The sequence below is a fragment of the Pseudomonas ekonensis genome (assembly GCF_019145435.1).
Lineage (GTDB): Bacteria > Pseudomonadota > Gammaproteobacteria > Pseudomonadales > Pseudomonadaceae > Aquipseudomonas > Aquipseudomonas ekonensis.
Window position 1 is genome coordinate 1441220 of sequence record NZ_JAHSTS010000001.1, and the last position, 19630, is coordinate 1460849.

The 19630-nt window shown below is 63.7% G+C and carries 18 protein-coding genes and 5 tRNA genes; 14 read left to right on the plus strand and 9 right to left on the minus strand.

Features of this window, described 5'->3' with window-relative positions; translation table 11 throughout:
- The first annotated feature begins 191 nt into the window (after window positions 1–191).
- Window positions 192–884, plus strand: coding sequence for a hypothetical protein (locus tag KVG96_RS06590; protein WP_217891300.1), 693 nt, complete (start codon window positions 192–194; stop codon window positions 882–884).
- Window positions 885–909: 25 nt separating this feature from the next.
- Here the strand turns inward: KVG96_RS06590 and KVG96_RS06595 are convergent, their stop codons facing one another.
- Complete coding sequence (locus tag KVG96_RS06595) at window positions 910–1392, minus strand: hypothetical protein (RefSeq protein ID WP_217891301.1); 483 nt, start codon at window positions 1390–1392, stop codon at window positions 910–912.
- Between the two features lie 165 nt (window positions 1393–1557).
- Between KVG96_RS06595 and KVG96_RS06600 the strand changes: the two genes are divergently transcribed.
- Entirely contained in the window at window positions 1558–2226 is a 669-nt protein-coding gene (locus KVG96_RS06600; RefSeq protein ID WP_217891302.1) for a ribonuclease T2, read from the plus strand.
- A gap of 354 nt (window positions 2227–2580) precedes the next feature.
- Window positions 2581–4152 carry a sensor domain-containing diguanylate cyclase gene (locus KVG96_RS06605; protein ID WP_217891303.1) on the plus strand — a complete coding sequence of 524 codons (1572 nt, stop codon included), beginning with the start codon at window positions 2581–2583 and terminating at the stop codon, window positions 4150–4152.
- A gap of 18 nt (window positions 4153–4170) precedes the next feature.
- On the opposite strand, the gene KVG96_RS06610 is transcribed toward KVG96_RS06605, so the two are convergent.
- On the minus strand, window positions 4171–4761 hold the full coding sequence (locus KVG96_RS06610) for a GNAT family N-acetyltransferase (RefSeq protein ID WP_217891304.1): 591 nt from the start codon (window positions 4759–4761) through the stop codon (window positions 4171–4173).
- Window positions 4762–4960: 199 nt separating this feature from the next.
- Between KVG96_RS06610 and KVG96_RS06615 the strand changes: the two genes are divergently transcribed.
- Window positions 4961–5788, plus strand: coding sequence for an arylamine N-acetyltransferase family protein (locus tag KVG96_RS06615; RefSeq protein ID WP_217891305.1), 828 nt, complete (start codon window positions 4961–4963; stop codon window positions 5786–5788).
- A 3-nt stretch (window positions 5789–5791) separates the two neighbouring features.
- On the opposite strand, the gene KVG96_RS06620 is transcribed toward KVG96_RS06615, so the two are convergent.
- Window positions 5792–6118, minus strand: a complete 327-nt coding sequence (locus tag KVG96_RS06620; RefSeq protein ID WP_217891306.1) for a BrnA antitoxin family protein — start codon at window positions 6116–6118, stop codon at window positions 5792–5794.
- Window positions 6119–6121: 3 nt separating this feature from the next.
- Window positions 6122–6406: a BrnT family toxin gene (locus KVG96_RS06625; protein ID WP_217891307.1), complete on the minus strand. Its 285-nt coding sequence runs from the start codon at window positions 6404–6406 to the stop codon at window positions 6122–6124.
- Between the two features lie 255 nt (window positions 6407–6661).
- Here KVG96_RS06625 and KVG96_RS06630 point away from each other — a divergent pair, with 255 nt between their 5' ends.
- Complete coding sequence (locus tag KVG96_RS06630) at window positions 6662–8182, plus strand: nucleobase:cation symporter-2 family protein (protein ID WP_217891308.1); 1521 nt, start codon at window positions 6662–6664, stop codon at window positions 8180–8182.
- 121 nt (window positions 8183–8303) lie between these two features.
- On the opposite strand, the gene KVG96_RS06635 is transcribed toward KVG96_RS06630, so the two are convergent.
- The 3 genes from KVG96_RS06635 to KVG96_RS06645 form a co-directional block, all read right to left on the minus strand.
- Window positions 8304–8379: transfer RNA gene (locus KVG96_RS06635), tRNA-Asn, on the minus strand.
- Between the two features lie 70 nt (window positions 8380–8449).
- On the minus strand, window positions 8450–8650 hold the full coding sequence (locus tag KVG96_RS06640; protein WP_217891309.1) for a hypothetical protein: 201 nt from the start codon (window positions 8648–8650) through the stop codon (window positions 8450–8452).
- Between the two features lie 145 nt (window positions 8651–8795).
- Window positions 8796–9992 carry an amino acid aminotransferase gene (locus KVG96_RS06645; protein ID WP_217891310.1) on the minus strand — a complete coding sequence of 399 codons (1197 nt, stop codon included), beginning with the start codon at window positions 9990–9992 and terminating at the stop codon, window positions 8796–8798.
- A gap of 337 nt (window positions 9993–10329) precedes the next feature.
- On the opposite strand from KVG96_RS06645, the gene uvrB reads away from it, so the two are divergent.
- On the plus strand, window positions 10330–12345 hold the full coding sequence (uvrB, locus tag KVG96_RS06650) for an excinuclease ABC subunit UvrB (RefSeq protein ID WP_085584325.1): 2016 nt from the start codon (window positions 10330–10332) through the stop codon (window positions 12343–12345).
- A gap of 121 nt (window positions 12346–12466) precedes the next feature.
- Here uvrB and KVG96_RS06655 read toward each other — a convergent pair whose 3' ends face one another.
- Window positions 12467–14017 (minus strand): MDR family MFS transporter, encoded by a 1551-nt coding sequence (locus tag KVG96_RS06655; protein ID WP_225927221.1) that lies wholly within the window; start codon window positions 14015–14017, stop codon window positions 12467–12469.
- On the minus strand, window positions 14007–15056 hold the full coding sequence (locus KVG96_RS06660; protein WP_217891311.1) for an HlyD family secretion protein: 1050 nt from the start codon (window positions 15054–15056) through the stop codon (window positions 14007–14009). The genes KVG96_RS06655 and KVG96_RS06660 overlap by 11 nt, the downstream gene beginning before the upstream one ends.
- Before the next feature lie 231 nt (window positions 15057–15287).
- On the opposite strand from KVG96_RS06660, the gene gltX reads away from it, so the two are divergent.
- From gltX to KVG96_RS06700, 8 genes are all read left to right on the plus strand, one after another.
- Window positions 15288–16769: a glutamate--tRNA ligase gene (gene gltX, locus KVG96_RS06665; protein WP_085584319.1), complete on the plus strand. Its 1482-nt coding sequence runs from the start codon at window positions 15288–15290 to the stop codon at window positions 16767–16769.
- Between the two features lie 214 nt (window positions 16770–16983).
- Window positions 16984–17059, plus strand: a tRNA-Ala gene (locus tag KVG96_RS06670).
- An 80-nt stretch (window positions 17060–17139) separates the two neighbouring features.
- Window positions 17140–17215, plus strand: a tRNA-Glu gene (locus tag KVG96_RS06675).
- Window positions 17216–17268: 53 nt separating this feature from the next.
- A tRNA-Ala gene (locus KVG96_RS06680) sits at window positions 17269–17344 on the plus strand.
- 77 nt (window positions 17345–17421) lie between these two features.
- Window positions 17422–17497, plus strand: a tRNA-Glu gene (locus KVG96_RS06685).
- A gap of 181 nt (window positions 17498–17678) precedes the next feature.
- Window positions 17679–18218, plus strand: coding sequence for a TetR/AcrR family transcriptional regulator (locus KVG96_RS06690; protein WP_085579529.1), 540 nt, complete (start codon window positions 17679–17681; stop codon window positions 18216–18218).
- 30 nt (window positions 18219–18248) lie between these two features.
- A complete protein-coding gene (locus KVG96_RS06695) occupies window positions 18249–19082 on the plus strand; it encodes an alpha/beta fold hydrolase (protein WP_217891312.1) in 834 nt (277 codons plus the stop codon).
- Between the two features lie 47 nt (window positions 19083–19129).
- Window positions 19130–19579 carry an acyl-CoA thioesterase gene (locus tag KVG96_RS06700; RefSeq protein ID WP_217891313.1) on the plus strand — a complete coding sequence of 150 codons (450 nt, stop codon included), beginning with the start codon at window positions 19130–19132 and terminating at the stop codon, window positions 19577–19579.
- Window positions 19580–19630 lie beyond the last annotated feature (51 nt).

Consider the following 19630-nt stretch of genomic DNA (forward strand, 5'->3'; position numbering starts at 1 on the left):
GTCTGGTCCGGCAATGACGGGGAGGCTAGCGGCCGGCAGCTTTCAGTTGGCTGAGGGGCGGATTACAGTTTTGACAGGTTGTCATGACCACGGCATTGGCGGTTTTGCGGATTGCCTCTAGGCTTGCGCTTGTGTCGGTTGCCCGATGTTCTGCGGGCAGTCTCCGTTGCCTCTTGAAGAAGGAGCCAAGGATGGTCGATCCCTACATCGAGTTGGGCCTTGCGGCAATCCAGTACACCCGGAGCCAGGGAATACTGGCGTCCAACCGCGAGCATGACCGGCGGCTCAACCATGATCTGGATGCGGCGGTGACCGCAGCCTCCATGGAGTATCTGCGGTTGCACAGTGAGGAGGGGGACCGCGTGATCGAAGAGTACCGGCGCAACAACAACCGGGGGCCGACGGAAGTCTCATGGCAAAACGAGATGAAGCTGAAGGCCCGGGCCGCCGTTTCCCTGGGGGCCGGCAACTGTGAGTCCCAGAGCGCAGTCGCTTTCGGCTACCTTGCAGCCTTGCCGAATCACCCGAAGCTGGAAATGATGAGCGTGGACGGCAGGGCGTTGCCTGACCCGTTCGTTGTCAGGGACTGGCCGGTGTTGAACCAGGCCACAGACCGCTATGAGCTTGAGCAGCAGATCCATACCCCCACAGGCTATGTGCCGTACGAAGGGCCGGATCATGTCTTCGTGGTCATCAACCGGGTGGCGGGGCAAATCACCAACCCGGACACGTGGAACCACAATGCGGTTGTCTGCGATCCTTGGGCCAAGCGCTGTTACCGAGCGAACCGCCTGCAACTGGAAATGCAGTTGATCGGGCGGGTGACGGGCGGCATCACCCGCTTCACCCAAATGCACGAGCTGGCGGCCGGGGCTGCGTGGTAGAGGTTCGCCGGGCCGCCGCAGGTGCTTACAGTCCGAGCCCTTCCTGAACCACCAGCAGCAGGTTGTTCTCCGTCAGGGCGATGGCGTCCAACTGCTGTCCGGTTTCGAGGGTCTGCAGCCACCAATGGCTTTCGCCGTGTTCATCGACGGTGCGCAGCAACGAGGTCTCCTTGCCCGGCAGGTTGATCTGCACGCGGCCGGCGCCGTCTTCGGTGAACCGCGCGATCGGGTCGAACGTCAGGCTGTGCTGGTTGGCTTCGATCACCAGTTGGTCGATGGCGTAGTCGTGGGTTTCGCCGTCGGGCGAACTTTCGCAGACGTGGGTGGGGTTGCGCCGGACCTTCAGGCCGACTTCAGCCACCGGTTGCAGCCAGCCTTCGATGCGGTGGTAAAGGGCGTAGACTTGCGCGGGCCAGCAGTCGATCTCGAGTTCGGCGCAGGTGATTTCGTCTGCATGGGTGTGCCGGGTCTGTTTGAGTTTCGCGGCCAGTTCGTCTGCTTTACTCATGTCGGTTCCCTGTGGTGATGTCAGCTCGATCGTAGTCCTTTCAAAGTAATGCACGTTTTGCCCTGCGTCATGCGCTTGCAACACAAGCGTGACCCAATCGTCTCCTGGCCCGAACCGGGTCAGCTCACCAAAACCACGGACGCAGACGTCCCAAGGAGCGGGAACATGAAAAAGCTTTTTACAATTGTGGCGCTGATCGCGCTGACGGCCGGCGGCATGCAGACGGCTGCGGCGCGTCAGAGCCATGCCAGCAAGCAGGCGGCCACGGAGTCGGTGGCGGGGGTGTTCGACTACTACCTGCTGACGCTGTCGTGGTCGCCGACCTTCTGTCTGACCCACAAGGATGACGTGCAGTGTTCCGGCAAGGGCTACGGCTTCGTCCTGCATGGCTTGTGGCCGCAGTACGCCGGGGGCGGCTGGCCGGAGTCCTGCCCGCCGGTGACGACGCTGTCGGCGGCGGAAACCGCCAAGGGCCTGACCCTGTTCCCGACGCCCAAGCTGCTCAACCACGAATGGGCCAAGCACGGCACCTGCAGCGGCCTCGGCGCGATGGGTTACCTGGATGCGGCGGACAAGGCCGTGGCCGCCGTGAAAATTCCTGAAGAGCTGCAGCCGTTCAGCAAGTCGTACTATTTCGAGGCGCAGGAGATCGCAGACCTGTTCCGCAAGAGCAACCCGGGCATCCCGTCGAACGGCATCGCCGTGATCTGCAGCGGCCCTGAACTGTCGGAAGTGCGCGTGTGCATGGGCAAGGACCTGCAGTTCGGCGCCTGCGGCAAGGGCGTGAAGACCCAGTGCCGTTCCGGTGACATCCGCGTGCCGCCGTCCCGCTGATCCAGGGCGCCAGACAGACCGCATCGCCCGCAGGCTGGCTCCCGCAACAGATTGCGCAATCACCGCAGTTCCCGTGGGAGCGGGCTTGCCCGCGATGACGTCAGCCCATCCAGCACCGATGCGTCAGACATTCCACCACCGCAGGCAGGTCGGTTCCTACAGTTCTCTTCGCTCCACAGCCCAAGAAAAATAAATTGACGCGCAACGGTTATCCAAAACCGTTATGTGCCGATATCCATCGGGCCGGGATTGTGCCGGTAGCACCCGGTTGCCCCTTACAATCGGGTGGACTACGCTCACGGAAACCAAGGGTTTCGGGCCCGCGCCCTTGCAGTACCTGCCCAGGACACGTTTTTGCCAATCCCAATCCACGACCCGCACCAGCCGCCCGGCGGCACGTTGAAACGCCTGCCGCTGCGCAAAGCGGCGGCGCTGTTCATCGTCGCGGTGTGCCTGTGCCTGTTCGGTCTGCTGTACCTGCAACTGGAGCAGTCGCGGCGCCAGGACCTGGCGATTGCGCAGATGGCTTCGGCCAACCTGACACGGGCGATGGCCCAGCAGGCCGAAGACACCTTCCAGGCGGCGGACCTGGTGCTCACCAGCCTGGTGGACTGGATCCAGGATGACGGCTACGGCGCAGCCCAGCGGCCGAGGCTGCAAAGGACCCTCGCCCGGCGGGTGCAGCAACTGGAGCAGTTGCACGGCCTGTTCCTGTTCGACCGCCAGGGCCAGTGGGTCATCACCTCGTTTCCCGACTTGCCCCGGGGCAATGGCGTGGCGGACCGCGAGTACTTCAAGTTTCACCAGCAGAACGAGTCGACGGTGGCGCACATCGGCCCGGCGATCCGCAGCCGGGAGAACGGCGAATGGATCATCCCGATCTCCAAGCGGGTGAACGACCGGCTCGGCAACTTCCAGGGCGTGCTGCTGGCCGGGATCAAGATGTCGTACTTCGACAGCTTCTTCAAAAGCTTCAGCCTCGACGACAACGGCACCATGTTCCTCGGCCTGACCGACGGTACCTTGCTTGCCCGCCGGCCCTTCGACGATGCATTGATCGGCACGTCGCTGGCCCAGGGCGAAATCTATCAGCGGCTGCTGCCCAACGCGCCGGCGGGCACCGCGATGATCGATTCGGTGATCGACGGCGTGACGCGGCTGTATGGCTACCGGCAGTTGCAGTCCTTTCCGCTGGTGGTCGCGGCGTCGTCCTCCCGGGACACGATCCTGGAGGGCTGGCACGCCCGGGCCTTTCAGTCCAGCGTGATCGTGGCGCTGGTGATGCTCGGCGTCGGCCTGTTCGGCTGGGTATTCATCCATCAGGTGCGCGACGGCGAGCGGATCGAGAAGAACCTGCGCAAGGCCCAGCGCGCGCTGGAGCAGATCGCCACCCATGACAGCCTGACCGGGCTGGCCAACCGGCGCCTGTTCGAGCAATCGTTGGCGGTGGAGTTCGCCCGGGGGGCGCGACAGTCGAGCCCGGTGAGCCTGATCATGCTCGATATCGACTTCTTCAAGCGTTACAACGATGCCTATGGCCATGTGGCGGGCGATCACTGCCTGGCGCAGGTCGCCCAGGCGGTGAAGGGCTGCTGCCAGCGCAAGTCCGACCTGGCGGTGCGCTACGGCGGCGAAGAATTCGCGGTGCTGCTGCCGGACACCGACATCAACGGGGCGCTGGCGATTGCCGGGCAGATCCGCCGCAGCGTCATGGACCGGAACATTTCCCACAGCGGTTCGCCCACCGGCTACGTGACGGTGAGCCTGGGCTGCTATGCATTCATCCCCAATGGCCGGGACAGCATCGAAGCGTTCATCCAGCGCGCCGACGCAGCGCTGTACCAGGCCAAGAACGCCGGGCGCAACCGCGCGGCGGTGTTCTCCTACGACGGCGGCATCGGCGAGCTGATGCGCTCGGACCGCTGATCGCTTGCAGGGGCCGGCTCAGTCGCCGATGGCGTAGCCGGCCAGTCTCTTCTCAAGGTTCAGGCGCACCTGCGGCCATTCGTCGTCGATGATGCTGAAGCGCACCGAGTTGCGCTTGCGGCCGTCGGGCATGATCCGCTCATGGCGCACGATGCCTTCTTGCTGTGCGCCGAGGCGCAGGATGGCGTTGCGCGATTTCTGGTTGTTCTCATCGGTGGTGAACTGCACCCGCACGCAGCCGAGCACGTCGAAGGCGTGACGCAGCATCAGGTACTTGGCTTCGGTGTTGACGAAGGTCTTCTGCCAGCTCGCGGCGATCCAGCTGCTGCCGATCTCCAGCTTGCGGTTGAGCGGGTCGATCTTCCAGAAACGGGTCGAGCCGATCACCTGGCCGGTGGCCTTGAGCACGATCGCAAAGGGCATGACGGTGCCGGCGTCACGGCCGTCCAGGGCCTTCTTCAGGTAGCCGTCGACGGTGAGCGCCGAAGGCACCACGGTGACGGTCAGGTTCCACAGTTCGCCGTCGGCGGCGGCCTGGAGCAGGGCGTCGGCGTCGGCGTACTGGAGAGGGCGCAGGACGATGCCCCGGCCTTCCAGGGTGGTTTGCATGGCGGGCGGCTCTCGGCGGTTCGGGCGGGCGACCATTACGCCGCACCGGGCAGGCCTTATGCAAGCGCAGAGGTGGGTCGGAGCCGGAAGGAGCGCCCGGAGCGATTGGCGAAATCAATTGTCGATTCCCGGTCGGGACCCCGTATACATGTCGGCCATCGGCGGAATGATCCGCGGCCCCATGCATAAGGACCCAGCAATGACCGAGCCACGCCTGAGCGATTCGACACTGTATCTGCGGCGCCTGGGCTTCGAGGCGCCCCCGGCGCCGACCCTCGAGACCCTGCGCCAGCTGCAGTTGCGCCATACCGGCGCCTTTCCCTTCGAGAACCTGTCGACGATCGCCGGCCGACCGGTGCCGATCGACCTGGCGTCGGTGGAGCGCAAGGTCCTGCATGAAGGGCGCGGCGGCTACTGCTACGAACTCAACAACCTGTTCCTGGCTTTGCTGCTGGAGCTGGGGTTCGACGCCCGCGGCATCAGCGGCCGGGTGGTGATGAACCAGCCCGAGGGCAGCTGGACGGCGCGGACCCACCGCCTGAGCCTGGTGACCCTCGACGGCGTGCGCTACATCACGGACGTCGGCTTCGGCGGCATGGTGCCCACCGCGCCGCTGGCGCTCGACACCGAAGCGCAGCAGCGCACGCCCCACGAACCCTACCGCATCGAGGCGCAGGCCGACGGCTACATGCTGCAAGCTCATGTCGCCGGCGAGTGGCGGCCGATGTACCTGTTCGATCTGCAGCGTCAGGAAGACATCGATTACACCCTCGGCAACTGGTACGTCTCGACCCACCCCGAGTCGCCGTTCGCCCAGCGGCTCATGGTTGCGCGCACCGGGGACGGCTGGCGGCGCACGTTGAACAACGGCAGCTTCGCCATCCACCGCGTCGGTGCCCAGAGCGAGCGCCGCGAGGTGACGGACGTCGATGAACTGATCGGGCTGCTGGAAGGCGAGTTCGGGCTGAGGGTGCCCATGCACGAGCAACTGCGCCCGGCGCTCGAAAGGCTGATCCGGCCGTCGTGAGCCCTAGGGCTTGGCGTCCGGCTCCAGTACCCGGCGGATTTCGCCTGCGGCCGCCGCCAGCTTCTTCTCCAGGGCCTTGAGGTCGGCGGCGCTGATGCCCGGCTTCAGGCGCCCGCCGTCGCCGGCCTGGGCGGACGTGCCGCTGCCGTCGAGCAATGTGTGGCGCAGGGTGTTGTTGATCACCGTCTGGTAGCCGTAGCCCTCGCGCTCGGCCACTGCGCGGGCGGCGTCGATGACGGCGTCGTCGAGCATGATGGTGATGCGCGTCTTGCCTTTGGAGGCGGAGACGGATCCCCGTTTGGCGTTGCTGAAGTCGTATTCGTCTTTCATGGTTCAAGTCTCCCAAAAGTACTGGCGCCGCTCGCTCGGCGTAGCGGTGCGCGCAGAAATGATTCGAACGACATTCGGTTCCCGGTAGCTGTAGGCGACCGCCAGCAGCCGGTCCTTGCCGTCGAGGCCGAGGGTGATCCAGCGTGGTTCGTCATGGTCGTTATCCTCCAGCGTCAACACGCGTTCGTCGTAAAACACCGGTTCCGTCTCGGCAAGGCTGATGCCCTTGTGCTTGAGTTTGTTGGCGGCGTTCTTGGCTTTGTCGTATTGAATCTCGAATGAACTCATTATGCATACTTTATATGTATATAGAGGTGCGCGGCGCAACCGCCGGTCGCCATGAACACTTCAGCCTAGAGGGATAACGGAAGGGGCCCGGCTCGGATGTATTGCCGGATTTGTGGGGGATGAAAGCGCCGGGCCAGAAGGTCCGGTGGCTGCCGAACCACTTTGTGACCGACAAGTTGTATACAAGTCTATGGACATTTGTCCCGACTCTTGAATACAGTGTGCGCACAACAAAAACCAGGGAATCCCCCCACCATGAAAACGCCCCATGTCTCACACCCACGGCCCGAGGACGAAAATCTCGGGGTCGGCGCGAATATGGCTTACGGCCTGCAACATGTTTTGACCATGTATGGCGGTATCGTCGCGGTGCCTCTGATCATCGGCCAGGCGGCCGGGCTCTCGCCGGCGGACATCGGTTTGTTGATTGCCGCGTCGTTGTTTGCGGGGGGATTGGCCACGTTGCTGCAAACCCTGGGTCTGCCGTTCTTCGGCTGCCAGTTGCCGTTGGTGCAGGGCGTGTCGTTTTCCGGCGTCGCGACCATGGTGGCGATCGTCAGCAGCGGCGGGGAGGGCGGCTTTCAGTCGGTGCTCGGTGCGGTGATCGCGGCGTCGCTGATCGGCTTGCTGATCACGCCGGTGTTTTCACGCATCACCAAGTTCTTTCCGCCGCTGGTCACCGGCATCGTCATCACCACCATCGGCCTGACGCTGATGCCCGTGGCGGCGCGTTGGGCCATGGGCGGCAACAGCCATGCCGAGAACTTCGGCAGCATGGAGAACATCGGCCTGGCGGCGGTGACGCTGGTGCTGGTGCTGCTGTTGAGCAAGATCGGCAGCGCGACCATTTCGCGCCTGTCGATCCTGCTGGCGATGGTGATCGGCACGGTGCTGGCGGTGTTCCTCGGCATGGCGGATTTTTCCGGCGTCAGCCAAGGGCCGATGTTCGGCTTCCCGACGCCGTTCCATTTCGGCATGCCGACGTTCCATTTCGCCGCGATCCTGTCGATGTGCATCGTGGTCATGGTGACGCTGGTGGAGACCTCGGCGGACATTCTGGCGGTCGGCGAGATCATCGACACCAAGGTCGATTCCAAGCGCCTGGGCAACGGCCTGCGGGCGGACATGCTGTCGAGCGTGCTGGCGCCGATCTTCGGCTCCTTCACCCAGAGCGCGTTCGCCCAGAACGTCGGGCTGGTGGCGGTCACCGGCATCAAGAGCCGTTACGTGGTGGCCACCGGCGGCCTGTTCCTGGTGATCCTGGGGCTGCTGCCGTTCATGGGCCGGGTGATCGCGGCGGTGCCGACCTCGGTGCTCGGCGGCGCGGGCATCGTGCTGTTCGGCACCGTGGCGGCCAGCGGCATCCGCACTTTGTCCAAAGTCGATTACCGCAACAACGTCAACCTGATCATCGTCGCCACCTCGATCGGTTTCGGCATGATCCCGATCGCCGCGCCGAACTTCTACGATCACTTCCCGAGCTGGTTCGCGACCATTTTCCATTCCGGCATCAGTTCCTCGGCGATCATGGCGATCATGCTGAACCTGACCTTCAACCACTTCACGGTCGGCAACTCGGACCAGCAGTCGGTGTTCGCGGCGGCAGCCGAGCGGGTGCTGCGCTATCAGGACCTGGCGGCGCTGCGCGAAGGGGACTACTTCAGCGACGGCAAGCTGCATGACTGCGACGGCAACGAAGTGCCGGTGGTCGAAGCGGATCATGACCATGGGCACGGTGCCCCGAAGGCGCACAGCAAGAGCGGCGAGCACGTCTGACCGGCGCCTGAAACGAACAACGCCGCGCTGTCGACAGGACAGCGCGGCGTTTTGCTTGGCGGATCTTTTCCGTCGGCCACAAAAAAGCCCCTGAACCTTTCGATTCAGGGGCTTTGCTATTTGGCTCCACAACCTGGACTCGAACCAGGGACCCAGTGATTAACAGTCACTTGCTCTACCAACTGAGCTATTGCGGAATTGGTGCGTATCTTACTGATTTAATTGGACTAGTCAAGCATCCGCATGAAACTTTTTGGCCAGGGCGCATCAGCCGCCGAAGGTCAGGGTGCCCATCAGCAGCTTGGCGTACAGCGCGGTGGCCCCCAGTTGCACCAGCCACAGGGCCAGGCCGCCGAGAAACACCCCGGCCGCCACCTGCAGCACCAGGCTGCGCTCGCGTTTGCCGGACGTACGGGGAGGATAGTAGTCGAGCTCGTCGCGGTCGGCGCGCAGGTCGTCGTTTTTCATGTCGGTTCTCGCTGGGGATTCAAAAAATGCGCAGTGCTCCGAGGGAGCGGGCGATATGTGCAGTCTAGAGGGTGTGGGAGATTATTCCGCGCCCATAAAAAACGGGAAGCCCGAAGGCTTCCCGTTCTTCAAGCGCAAGGCCGGATCAGATGACCTGGACGATGGCGTCCGTCACGACCTTGATGTTGTTCTGGTTCAGCGCGGCCACGCAGATGCGGCCGGTGTCCAGGGCGTAGATGCCGAACTCGTTGCGCAGGCGGTGAACCTGTTCGACGCTCAGGCCCGAGTAGGAGAACATGCCGCGCTGACGGCCGACGAAGCTGAAGTCGTGCTGCGGCGCCTTCTGCGCCAGCAGGTCGACCATCTGGTCGCGCATGCCGCGGATGCGCAGGCGCATTTCCGCCAGCTCGGCTTCCCACTGGGCGCGCAGTTCCGGGCTGTTCAGCACGGCGGCCACGATGCTTGCGCCGTGGGTCGGCGGGTTGGAGTAGTTGGTGCGGATCACGCGCTTGACCTGCGACAGCACGCGCGCGCTTTCTTCCTTGGACTCGCTGACGATCGACAGGGCGCCGACGCGCTCGCCGTACAGCGAGAACGACTTGGAGAACGAGCTCGACACGAAGAAGGTCAGGCCGGACTCGGCGAACAGGCGCACTGCGGCGGCGTCTTCGGCGATGCCGTCGCCGAAGCCCTGGTAGGCCATGTCGAGGAACGGGATGTGGCCTTTGGCGCGGACGGCTTGCAGGACGTTCTTCCAGTCTTGCGGGTTCAGGTCAACGCCGGTCGGGTTGTGGCAGCAGGCGTGCAGCACAATGATCGAGCCGTTCGGCAGGGCGTTGAGGTCTTCGAGCATGCCGGCACGGTTCACGTCGTGGGTGGCGGCGTCGTAGTAGCGGTAGTTCTTCACCGGGAAACCGGCGGTCTCGAACAGCGCGCGGTGGTTTTCCCAGCTCGGGTCGCTGATCGCCACGACGGCGTTCGGCAGCAGTTGCTTGAGGAAGTCGGCGCCGATCTTCAGGGCGCCGGTGCCGCCGACGGCCTGGGTGGTGACCACACGGCCGGCCGCCAGCAGCGGCGAGTCGTTGCCGAACAGCAGCTTTTGAACGGCCTGGTCGTAGGCGGCGATGCCGTCGATCGGCAGGTAGCCACGGGAAGCGTGCTGAGCGGCGCGAATGGTTTCGGCTTCGATGACGGCGCGCAGGAGTGGAATTCGCCCCTCTTCGTTGCAGTACACACCTACACCCAGGTTGACCTTGTCGGTGCGGGTATCGGCGTTGAATGCTTCGTTGAGGCCCAGGATTGGATCGCGGGGTGCCATTTCGACAGCGGAGAACAGGCTCATTATTACGGCGGCTCTGAATGGAGAATGGAGGGACGTGTCACGCTCCAGCCGAATGCACTAGAGCGGTGCACAAACGGGGAGCTAGTATAGAGGCCATCGGCGACCGAAGGCGACAGGCGAATCGGCATTTAGCTTAAGTTTTTCCGATTATTTCGCGACCGTCAGTCGAACGGTCATGGCCGGGTCTGCGCGGGATGTAGGACGTTTACCTTGAAACCCAAAGAATTAGGCTCCACATTGAGCACATTCTTCGTTTTTCCTTGAGCGACATCGGTCGTTGACGGTCTTCCCCGTGGGGCTCCGGTTTGCCCGGAACGCCGCGCTGCCAGAGGTGTGTATGTCCGAATTCCAGCTTGTCACCCGTTTCGCGCCGGCCGGCGACCAGCCGGAGGCCATCCGCCAGATGGTCGAAGGCATCGAAGCCGGGCTCGCGCACCAGACGCTGCTCGGTGTGACCGGTTCGGGCAAGACGTTCAGCATCGCCAACGTGATCGCCCAGGTGCAGCGGCCGACGCTGGTGCTGGCGCCGAACAAGACCCTGGCCGCGCAGCTGTACGGCGAGTTCAAGTCGTTCTTCCCGAACAACGCCGTGGAGTATTTCGTTTCCTACTACGACTACTACCAGCCCGAAGCCTACGTGCCGTCGTCCGACACCTTCATCGAGAAGGACGCCTCGATCAACGACCACATCGAGCAGATGCGCCTGTCCGCCACCAAGGCGCTGCTGGAGCGCAAGGACGCGATCATCGTCACCACGGTGTCGTGCATCTATGGCCTGGGCAGCCCGGAAACCTACCTGAAGATGGTGCTGCACGTGGACCGCGGCGACAAGCTCGACCAGCGTGCGCTGGTGCGGCGCCTGGCGGACCTGCAGTACACCCGCAACGACATGGATTTCGCCCGGGCCACCTTCCGGGTGCGCGGCGACGTGATCGACATCTACCCGGCGGAATCGGACCTTGAGGCGATCCGCATCGAGCTGTTCGACGACGAGGTGGAGAGCATCAGCGCGTTCGACCCGCTGACCGGCGAAGTCATCCGCAAGCTGCCGCGTTTCACGTTCTATCCCAAGAGCCACTATGTGACGCCGCGCGAGACCCTGCTCGATGCCGTCGAGGGCATCAAGGTCGAGCTGCAGGAGCGTCTGGAATACCTGCGCAACAGCAACAAGCTGGTCGAGGCCCAGCGTCTGGAGCAGCGCACCCGGTTCGACCTGGAAATGATCCTGGAGCTGGGCTACTGCAACGGCATCGAAAACTACTCGCGCTACCTGTCCGGCCGGCCCGCCGGGGCGCCGCCGCCGACCCTCTACGATTACCTGCCGGCCGACGCCTTGCTGGTGATCGACGAGTCCCACGTCAGCGTGCCGCAGGTCGGGGCGATGTATAAGGGCGACCGTTCGCGCAAGGAAACCCTGGTGGAGTACGGTTTCCGCCTGCCGTCGGCGCTGGACAACCGGCCGATGCGCTTCGACGAGTGGGAAGGGGTGAGCCCGCAGACGATCTTCGTCTCGGCGACGCCCGGCAACTACGAGGCCGAGCACGCCGGGCGGGTGATCGAACAGGTGGTGCGGCCTACCGGCCTGGTGGATCCGCAGGTCGAGGTGCGGCCGGCGCTGACCCAGGTCGATGACCTGCTTTCGGAAATCACCAAGCGGGTGGCGCTGGAAGAGCGCGTGCTGGTCACCACCCTGACCAAGCGCATGGCCGAGGACCTCACCGATTACCTGGCCGACCACGGCATCCGTGTGCGCTACCTGCACTCGGACATCGACACCGTGGAGCGGGTCGAGATCATCCGCGACCTGCGCCTGGGCACGTTCGATGTGCTGGTGGGGATCAACCTGCTGCGCGAAGGCCTGGACATGCCGGAAGTGTCGCTGGTGGCGATTCTGGATGCGGACAAGGAAGGCTTCCTGCGTTCCGAGCGCTCGCTGATCCAGACCATCGGCCGGGCGGCGCGCAACCTCAACGGCCGGGCGATCCTGTACGCCGACCAGATCACCGGCTCGATGGAGCGCGCCATCGGCGAGACCGAGCGGCGCCGCGACAAGCAGATCGCGTTCAACGCGGCCAACGGCATCGTGCCCAAAGGGGTGGTCAAGGACATCACCGACATCATGGAAGGCGCCAACGTGCCCGGCTCGCGCAGCAAGAAGCGCAAGGGCATGGCCAAGGCCGCCGAGGAAAACGCCAAGTACGAGGCCGAACTGCGCTCGCCGAGCGAGATCACCAAGCGCATCCGTGCGCTGGAAGAGAAGATGTACCAGTTGGCCCGGGACCTGGAGTTCGAAGCGGCGGCGCAGATGCGCGACGAAATCGCCAAACTGCGCGAGCGTTTGCTGAACGTCTGATGCCACAGTGGCACGGCATGCATCGGTCCATGGTGGTGTCCATAAATCTCGCGAACACTTGAGAGACCTGTGGGGGCTGGCTTGCCAGCGATAGGGCCGCCACAGGCTACGCAGATTTCGGCTAGTGCGCCTCTCCGGCCTTCAGCCCTGCCGGCAGTTTCTTGGTCAGCAGGATCGCCAGCATGCTGATCCCCAACGCGATCCCGACAAAATGGAACGCATCGTTGTAGGCCATGATCAAGGCCTGCTGGTGGGCGATCTCATTCAGTTTGCCCAGCGCCGCGGTGTCACTGCCGAACCGGTCGGCCATCGACGCCAGCCGCTCGGCCACCTGCGGGTTGGTGGGCACGACGGATTCGCGCAGGTAATCGAAGTAGGTCTTGGTGCGCGCATCGAGCAGGGTGGCGAGCAGGGCGATGCCGATGGCGCCGCCGAGGTTGCGCAGGATGTTGAACAGGCTCGACGCCGAGCCCGCGTCCTGCGGCAGGATGTAGGCGGTGGCGATCAGCGAGATGGTCACCATGATCAACGGCTGGCCGAGGGCGCGGATGATCTGGATCTGGTTGAACTGCGGCCCGGCGAAATCCGGGTTGAGCACGCCGGACGAAAAGCTCGCGAACCCGAACAGGCCGAAGCCGAGGGTGCACAGCCATTTCGGCGAGACGAATTTCATCAGCTTCGGCACCAGCGGAATCAGGAACAGCTGCGGCACGCCCATCCACATGATCACATTGCCGATCTGCAAGGCGTTGTAGTTCTGGATCTGCGCCAGGTACAGCGGCAGCAGGTAGATCGAACCGTACAGCCCGACGCCCATGCCGAGGCTGGAAATGCTCGACAGGCCGAAGTTGCGGTTGCGCAGGATGCCCAGGTTGATCAGCGGATGGGGCTTGGAGACCTGCACGATCACGAAGGTGATCAGGCTGAGCAGGGCGATGCTGCCGAGGGTGACGATCAGGCCCGATTCCAGCCAGTCCTTGCGGTGGCCTTCCTCCAGGAACACCTGCAGGCAACCGAGGCCGACGCCGAGGGTGAGGATGCCGGCGTAGTCGGTGCTTTTGAGCAGCTCCCAGTGCGCTTCCTTCTTCTCCAGTCCGTACATCAGCCCGGCAATCATGATCAGCCCCGGCGGGATATTGATGTAGAAGATGTACTCCCACCCCCAGTTTTCCGTCAGCCAGCCGCCCAGGCTCGGCCCGATGGACGGGGCGAACGTGGCCGTCATGGCGAACATCGCCATGCCCTTGGCGCGGTGGTGTTCGGGGAGCTTGATCAGGGTCAGGGTGAACGCCAGCGGGATCAGCGCGCCGCCGGTGAACCCCTGCATGGCCCGGAACACGATCATGCTCTCCAGGCTCCAGGCCATCGAGCACAGCAGCGACGACACCAGGAAGCCCAGCGACACCCACACCGCCAGCCGCCGCGCCGAGAGCAGCTGCACCAGCCAGGCGGTCAGCGGGATCATGATGATTTCCGCCACCAGGTAGGAGGTGGAGATCCACGAGCCTTCCTCCAGGGTCGCCGACAGCGCGCCCTGGATGTCCTTGAGCGAAGAGTTGGTGATCTGGATGTCGAGCACGGCCATGAATGCGCCCAGCATCACGCTCATCACCGCGATCCAGTCCCGCCGGGTCGGTTCGCCGACCGGGCGGATCAGCTGATCACCGGCCATTGTCCGGGGCGTCTTTGATGTTCACGGTGGCGGTGACCGACATGCCCGGCCGGATCTTGCCGCGCAGCGGATTGTCGGCCTTGAACGTCAGCTTGACCGGAATCCGCTGCACGACCTTGGTGAAGTTGCCGGTGGCGTTGTCCGGCGGCAACAGGCTGAACTGCGCGCCGGAGGCAGCGAACAGGCTGTCGACCCGCGCCTCGATGGGCGTGTCGCTGTAGGCGTCGAACGTCAGCTCGGCCTTCTGGCCCGGCTGCATGCGGCCGATCTGGGTCTCCTTGAAGTTGGCCTGCACCCAGATGTCCTCGTCCGGCACGATCGACAGCAAGTAGGCACCGGCCTGGACGACCTGGCCGTTGCGTGCGGCGCGCTGGCCGATCAACCCGCTGATCGGGGCGTGGATTTCGCTGCGGGTGAGGTTCAGCCGAGCCTGGGCCAGGTCGGCCCGGGCGTTGGCGATCTGGGCGTCGAGGCGCTTGACCTCCGCGGTCAGCGCGTTGACCTGCTGGCGTTGGCTCTGGGCGTCCGCTTGGGCCTTGGCCACCTGCGAGCGGGCGATGTGGGCGTCGGCGGAGAGGGTGGTCACCCGTTCCTCGGAAATGAAGCCGGGCTTGCGCAGGGCCTGTGCGCGGTTCAGGTCGATCTGCGAGCGGCCCAGGGTGGCCTCGGTGGTGGCGACTTGCGCTTCGCTGGCGGCGATCAGGCTGGATTGCTGGGTCAGCTTGCTCTGGGCCTGCTGACGCTCGGCTTCACGGGTGGCGAGGGCGGCATTGGCGCGATCCACCGCCAGGCGGAAATCGTCGCCTTCGAGGCGCACCAGCAGCTGGCCTTTTTCCACGTGCTGGTTGTCCTGCACCAGGACTTCGTCGACGCGCGCGCTCAACTGGCTGGAGATGCGCGTGATTTCGCCCTGCACGTAGGCGTTGTCGGTGCTCTCGTAGAAGCGTCCCTTGAAGAACCAATGGGCGAACACTCCGCCGGCGATCAGCAGGACCAGCAACAGGAAAAGGGATAGGCGACGCTTGAGTTGGGCAGGCATGGGGCAAACTGTAGTCGAGGAATTGTAAGGAAAATTATCAGGGGTCGAATCTGGCAGATAGCCGACAAGCGGTAAATGCCATCGGCTGACAGGCGGCCATTCAGGCGGGCCAAAAGGCGTTATAGGCGCAACCTTGGCTTAAATGCCCTGCCTGCTGGAGCGGGGCGGGTGTCGCCTGTTACCATTCGCCGCTTGATTGTTCTTTGCTTTTCATTCTTTTCGAGACATGCCATGACCACCGTCCGCACTCGCATCGCGCCATCGCCTACCGGGGATCCCCACGTCGGCACTGCTTACATCGCACTGTTCAACTACTGCTTCGCCAAGCAGCACGGCGGTGAGTTCATCCTGCGGATCGAAGACACCGACCAGTTGCGCTCGACCCGCGAGTCCGAACAGCAGATCTTCGACGCCCTGCGCTGGCTCGGCATCGACTGGAGCGAAGGCCCGGACGTCGGCGGCCCGCACGGCCCGTACCGGCAGAGCGAGCGCGGCGACATCTATAAGCAGTACTGCCAGCAACTGGTCGACATGGGTCACGCGTTCCCGTGCTTCTGCACCGCCGAAGAGCTGGACCAGATGCGCGCCGAGCAGATGGCCCGCGGCGAAACCCCGCGCTACGACGGCCGTGCGCTGCTGCTGTCCAAAGAAGAGGTCGCGCGTCGCCTGGCCGCCGGCGAGCCTCACGTGATCCGCATGAAGGTGCCGACCGAAGGCGTCTGCGTGGTGCCGGACATGCTGCGTGGCGATGTCGAGATCCCGTGGGATCGCATGGACATGCAAGTGCTGATGAAGACCGACGGCCTGCCGACGTACTTCCTGGCCAACGTGGTCGACGATCACCTGATGGGCATCACCCACGTGCTGCGCGGCGAAGAGTGGCTGCCGTCGGCGCCGAAACTGATCCTGCTGTACGAATACTTCGGCTGGGAAAAACCGACCCTGTGCTACATGCCGCTGCTGCGCAACCCGGACAAGAGCAAGCTGTCCAAGCGCAAGAACCCGACCTCGGTGACCTTCTACGAGCGCATGGGCTTCATGCCTGAGGCGATGCTCAACTACTTGGGCCGCATGGGTTGGTCGATGCCGGACGAGCGCGAGAAGTTCTCGCTGCAGGAGATGGTCGACAACTTCGACCTGTCGCGCGTGTCCCTGGGCGGGCCGATCTTCGACATCGAGAAGCTGTCGTGGCTCAACGGCCAATGGCTGCGCGACCTGCCGGTGGAAGAGTTCGCCGCGCGCATCCAGAAATGGGCATTCAATGCCGACTACATGATGAAGATCGCGCCGCACGTCCAGGGCCGTGTCGAAACCTTCAGCCAGGTCGCACCGCTGGCCGGGTTCTTCTTTGCCGGCGGCGTCAGCCCGGATGCCAAGCTGTTCGAATCCAAGAAGCTGTCGGGCGACCAGGTCCGGCAACTGATGCAACTGATCCTGTGGAAGCTGGAAAGCCTGCGTCAGTGGGAGAAGGACACCATCACCGCGACGATCCAGGCGGTGGTCGAATCCCTGGAGCTGAAACTGCGTGACGCGATGCCGCTGATGTTCGCGGCGATCACCGGGCAGGCCAGTTCGGTGTCGGTGCTCGATGCGATGGAAATCCTCGGGCCGGACCTGACCCGCTTCCGGTTGCGCCAAGCCATTGATTTGCTGGGCGGTGTCTCGAAGAAAGAAAACAAAGAGTGGGAAAAACTGCTGGGCGCCATCGCTTAATTGCGATCGGCGTTCGGTGGAGCCGCCGGGGGCTGCGATCTTTTGATCCTGCCTTGCGGCGGTTTCCCCCCGTATTTTCGGGGGGAGGGCGGTAAGTGATTGTTATGCCGACAAAAAATTTTAAAATTTTTGAAAAATAAGTTTGACAGGCTTCCGATACGCCCTTAAGATTCGCCCCGTCCTCAACGACGAAGCAACAACGAAGCGACATTGAGGGGCTATAGCTCAGCTGGGAGAGCGCTTGCATGGCATGCAAGAGGTCGACGGTTCGATCCCGTCTAGCTCCACCAAATTTACACTTCAAGGTCTGGCCAATTGGGCCTTGAAGCGATCAGCACTCAGCGTTGATCAGATGTACAGAAGGGTTTGCGTCCCCTTCGTCTAGTGGCCTAGGACACCGCCCTTTCACGGCGGTAACAGGGGTTCGAGTCCCCTAGGGGACGCCAGTTTCACAGAAGCGATGTCGCAAGATGCCGCTCCGCCGCGAGGCGAAAAATCTGGGGCTATAGCTCAGCTGGGAGAGCGCTTGCATGGCATGCAAGAGGTCGACGGTTCGATCCCGTCTAGCTCCACCAATTTACACTTCAAGGTCTGGCCACTCCGGCCTTGAAGCGATCAGCACTCAGCACTGATCAGTTGTAGAAGGGTTTGCGTCCCCTTCGTCTAGTGGCCTAGGACACCGCCCTTTCACGGCGGTAACAGGGGTTCGAGTCCCCTAGGGGACGCCACGATTACCCGCCTTGCGGGATTTTTAAGGGTCATTCAATCATTGAATGGCCCTTTTGTTTGTCTGGCGTTTGGCCAATCTCCCTTTTTCCTTACACTGTGCTTCAGACCAGCGGTCATATTTGTGACTTGCAGAATATTATTATGAGAATAATATTCTAATCGTAATATTCGGAGGCGACGATGAACGACAAGAAAGCTCAAACCCGCGAACGCATCCTCAAGGCTGCCAGCGCCGCGCTGATTCAGCGCGGCCCGGCGGAACCGAGCGTGGGTGAAGTGATGGGCGCGGCCGGCCTGACCGTCGGCGGCTTCTACGCCCACTTCGAAAGCAAGGACGCCATGATGCTCGAAGCGTTCAAGCAACTGCTGGGGCGGCGCCGTGACCTGATCGACGACATGGACGCCGAGTTGACCGGCGAAGAACGCCGCGCCTTGGTCGCCGCCTTCTATCTGTCGCGCAAGCACCGAGATTCCAGCGAGGCAGCGTGCCCGATCCCGGCCTCCATCGGTGAGCTGGGACGGTTGCCGGAGGCTTTCCGGATCGCACTGAACGAACACATGGAGTTGATGGTGGCGCAGTTGGCCTCAAGCCCTGAAGACACCGACAAGGCCTTGGCCGACATGGCCCTTATGGTCGGCGGCCTGGCGCTGGCGAGGGCCTTGGGGCCGGGGGACTTATCCGATCGATTGCTGCGCGCCGCCAAGTCGGCGGTGCGTTGACCTGAAGGCGACAGGCCTGAGGAGAGAGCGATGAACGCGTTGAAGTGGGTTCGCGGCGTTAACGGCACCTTGGGCTGGTTCGCACCGAAACTGGTGGCGAACAAAATGCGTCTGGCATTCATGACGCCACGGGAACATCCGCCACGGGACTGGGAGTTGCCGCTGCTGGCGAAGTCCGAACGGATCACGCTGCGCTTCGGCCTGTCGGCCCTGCGTTGGGGCCAGGGGCCGACCGTGCTGCTGATGCACGGCTGGGAAGGGCGGCCGACCCAGTTCGCGTCATTGATCAACGCGCTGGTCGACGCCGGCTACACGGTGGTCGCCCTGGACGGCCCGGCCCACGGCCGATCGCCGGGGCGTGAAGCCAACGTCGTGCTGTTCGCCCGGGCCATGCTCGAAGCCGCCGCCGAACTGCCGCCGCTGCAGGCCGTCATCGGCCACTCGATGGGCGGGGCCAGCGCGATGCTTGCGGTACAACTGGGGCTGCGCACCGAGACGCTGGTGAGCATCGCCGCGCCGGCGCGGATTCTGGGGGTGCTGCGTGGCTTCGCCCGTTACGTCGGCATGCCGCCCAGGGCCCGTTCGGCGTTTATCCGCCGGGTCGAGCAAGACGTCGGCATGCGCGCCGCCACCCTCGATGTCGCGCATTATCAACTGGACATGCCGGGTCTGATCGTCCATGCCGAGGACGACACGTTTGTCCCGGTCAAGGAATCGCAGTTGATCCACGAAGCCTGGTTCGACAGCCGCCTGCTGCGCCTGGCGGACGGTGGCCATCAGCGCGTGCTGGCCGACCCCCGCGTGATTGATGGGGTGCTATCACTGCTCGCCGGGCGCAGCCTTCAGGCGCGGCAATCGGCGTAGGCATCCGTTACACTGCCCCAGTCGAATAATCTGACCGGGAGAGGGGCATGGGCTGGGATCGGGCAACGCCGTTTACGATTGATCTGCAAGTGGGCGCCGAGGACATCGACGGGCTGGGGCACGCGAACAACGCGGTGTACGTGACCTGGCTCGAGCGCTGCGCCTGGCGCCACTCGCAGCGGCTGGGGCTGGATCTGGTCGAATACCGGCGCCTGGACCGGGCGATGGCGGTGGTGCGGCATGAGATCGATTACCTGGCCGCCGCCTACGAAGGCGACGAACTGCAATTGGCGACCTGGATCGTCGATTGGGACCAGCGTCTGAGGATGACCCGGCAGTTCCAGTTGATCCGCCCCAGCGACAACACCACGCTGCTGCGGGCCCGCACTACGTTCGCCTGCATCGAACTGTCCACCGGTCGGCCCAAGCGCATGCCGGCGGAGTTCATCGAAGGCTACAGCCCGGCGATCCAGGCGTCGGAAAGCCTGCAAAGCTGACTCTTTGCGGGAGCGAGCGTGCTCCCGCCCCTGCAGAACCCCTCGATAATC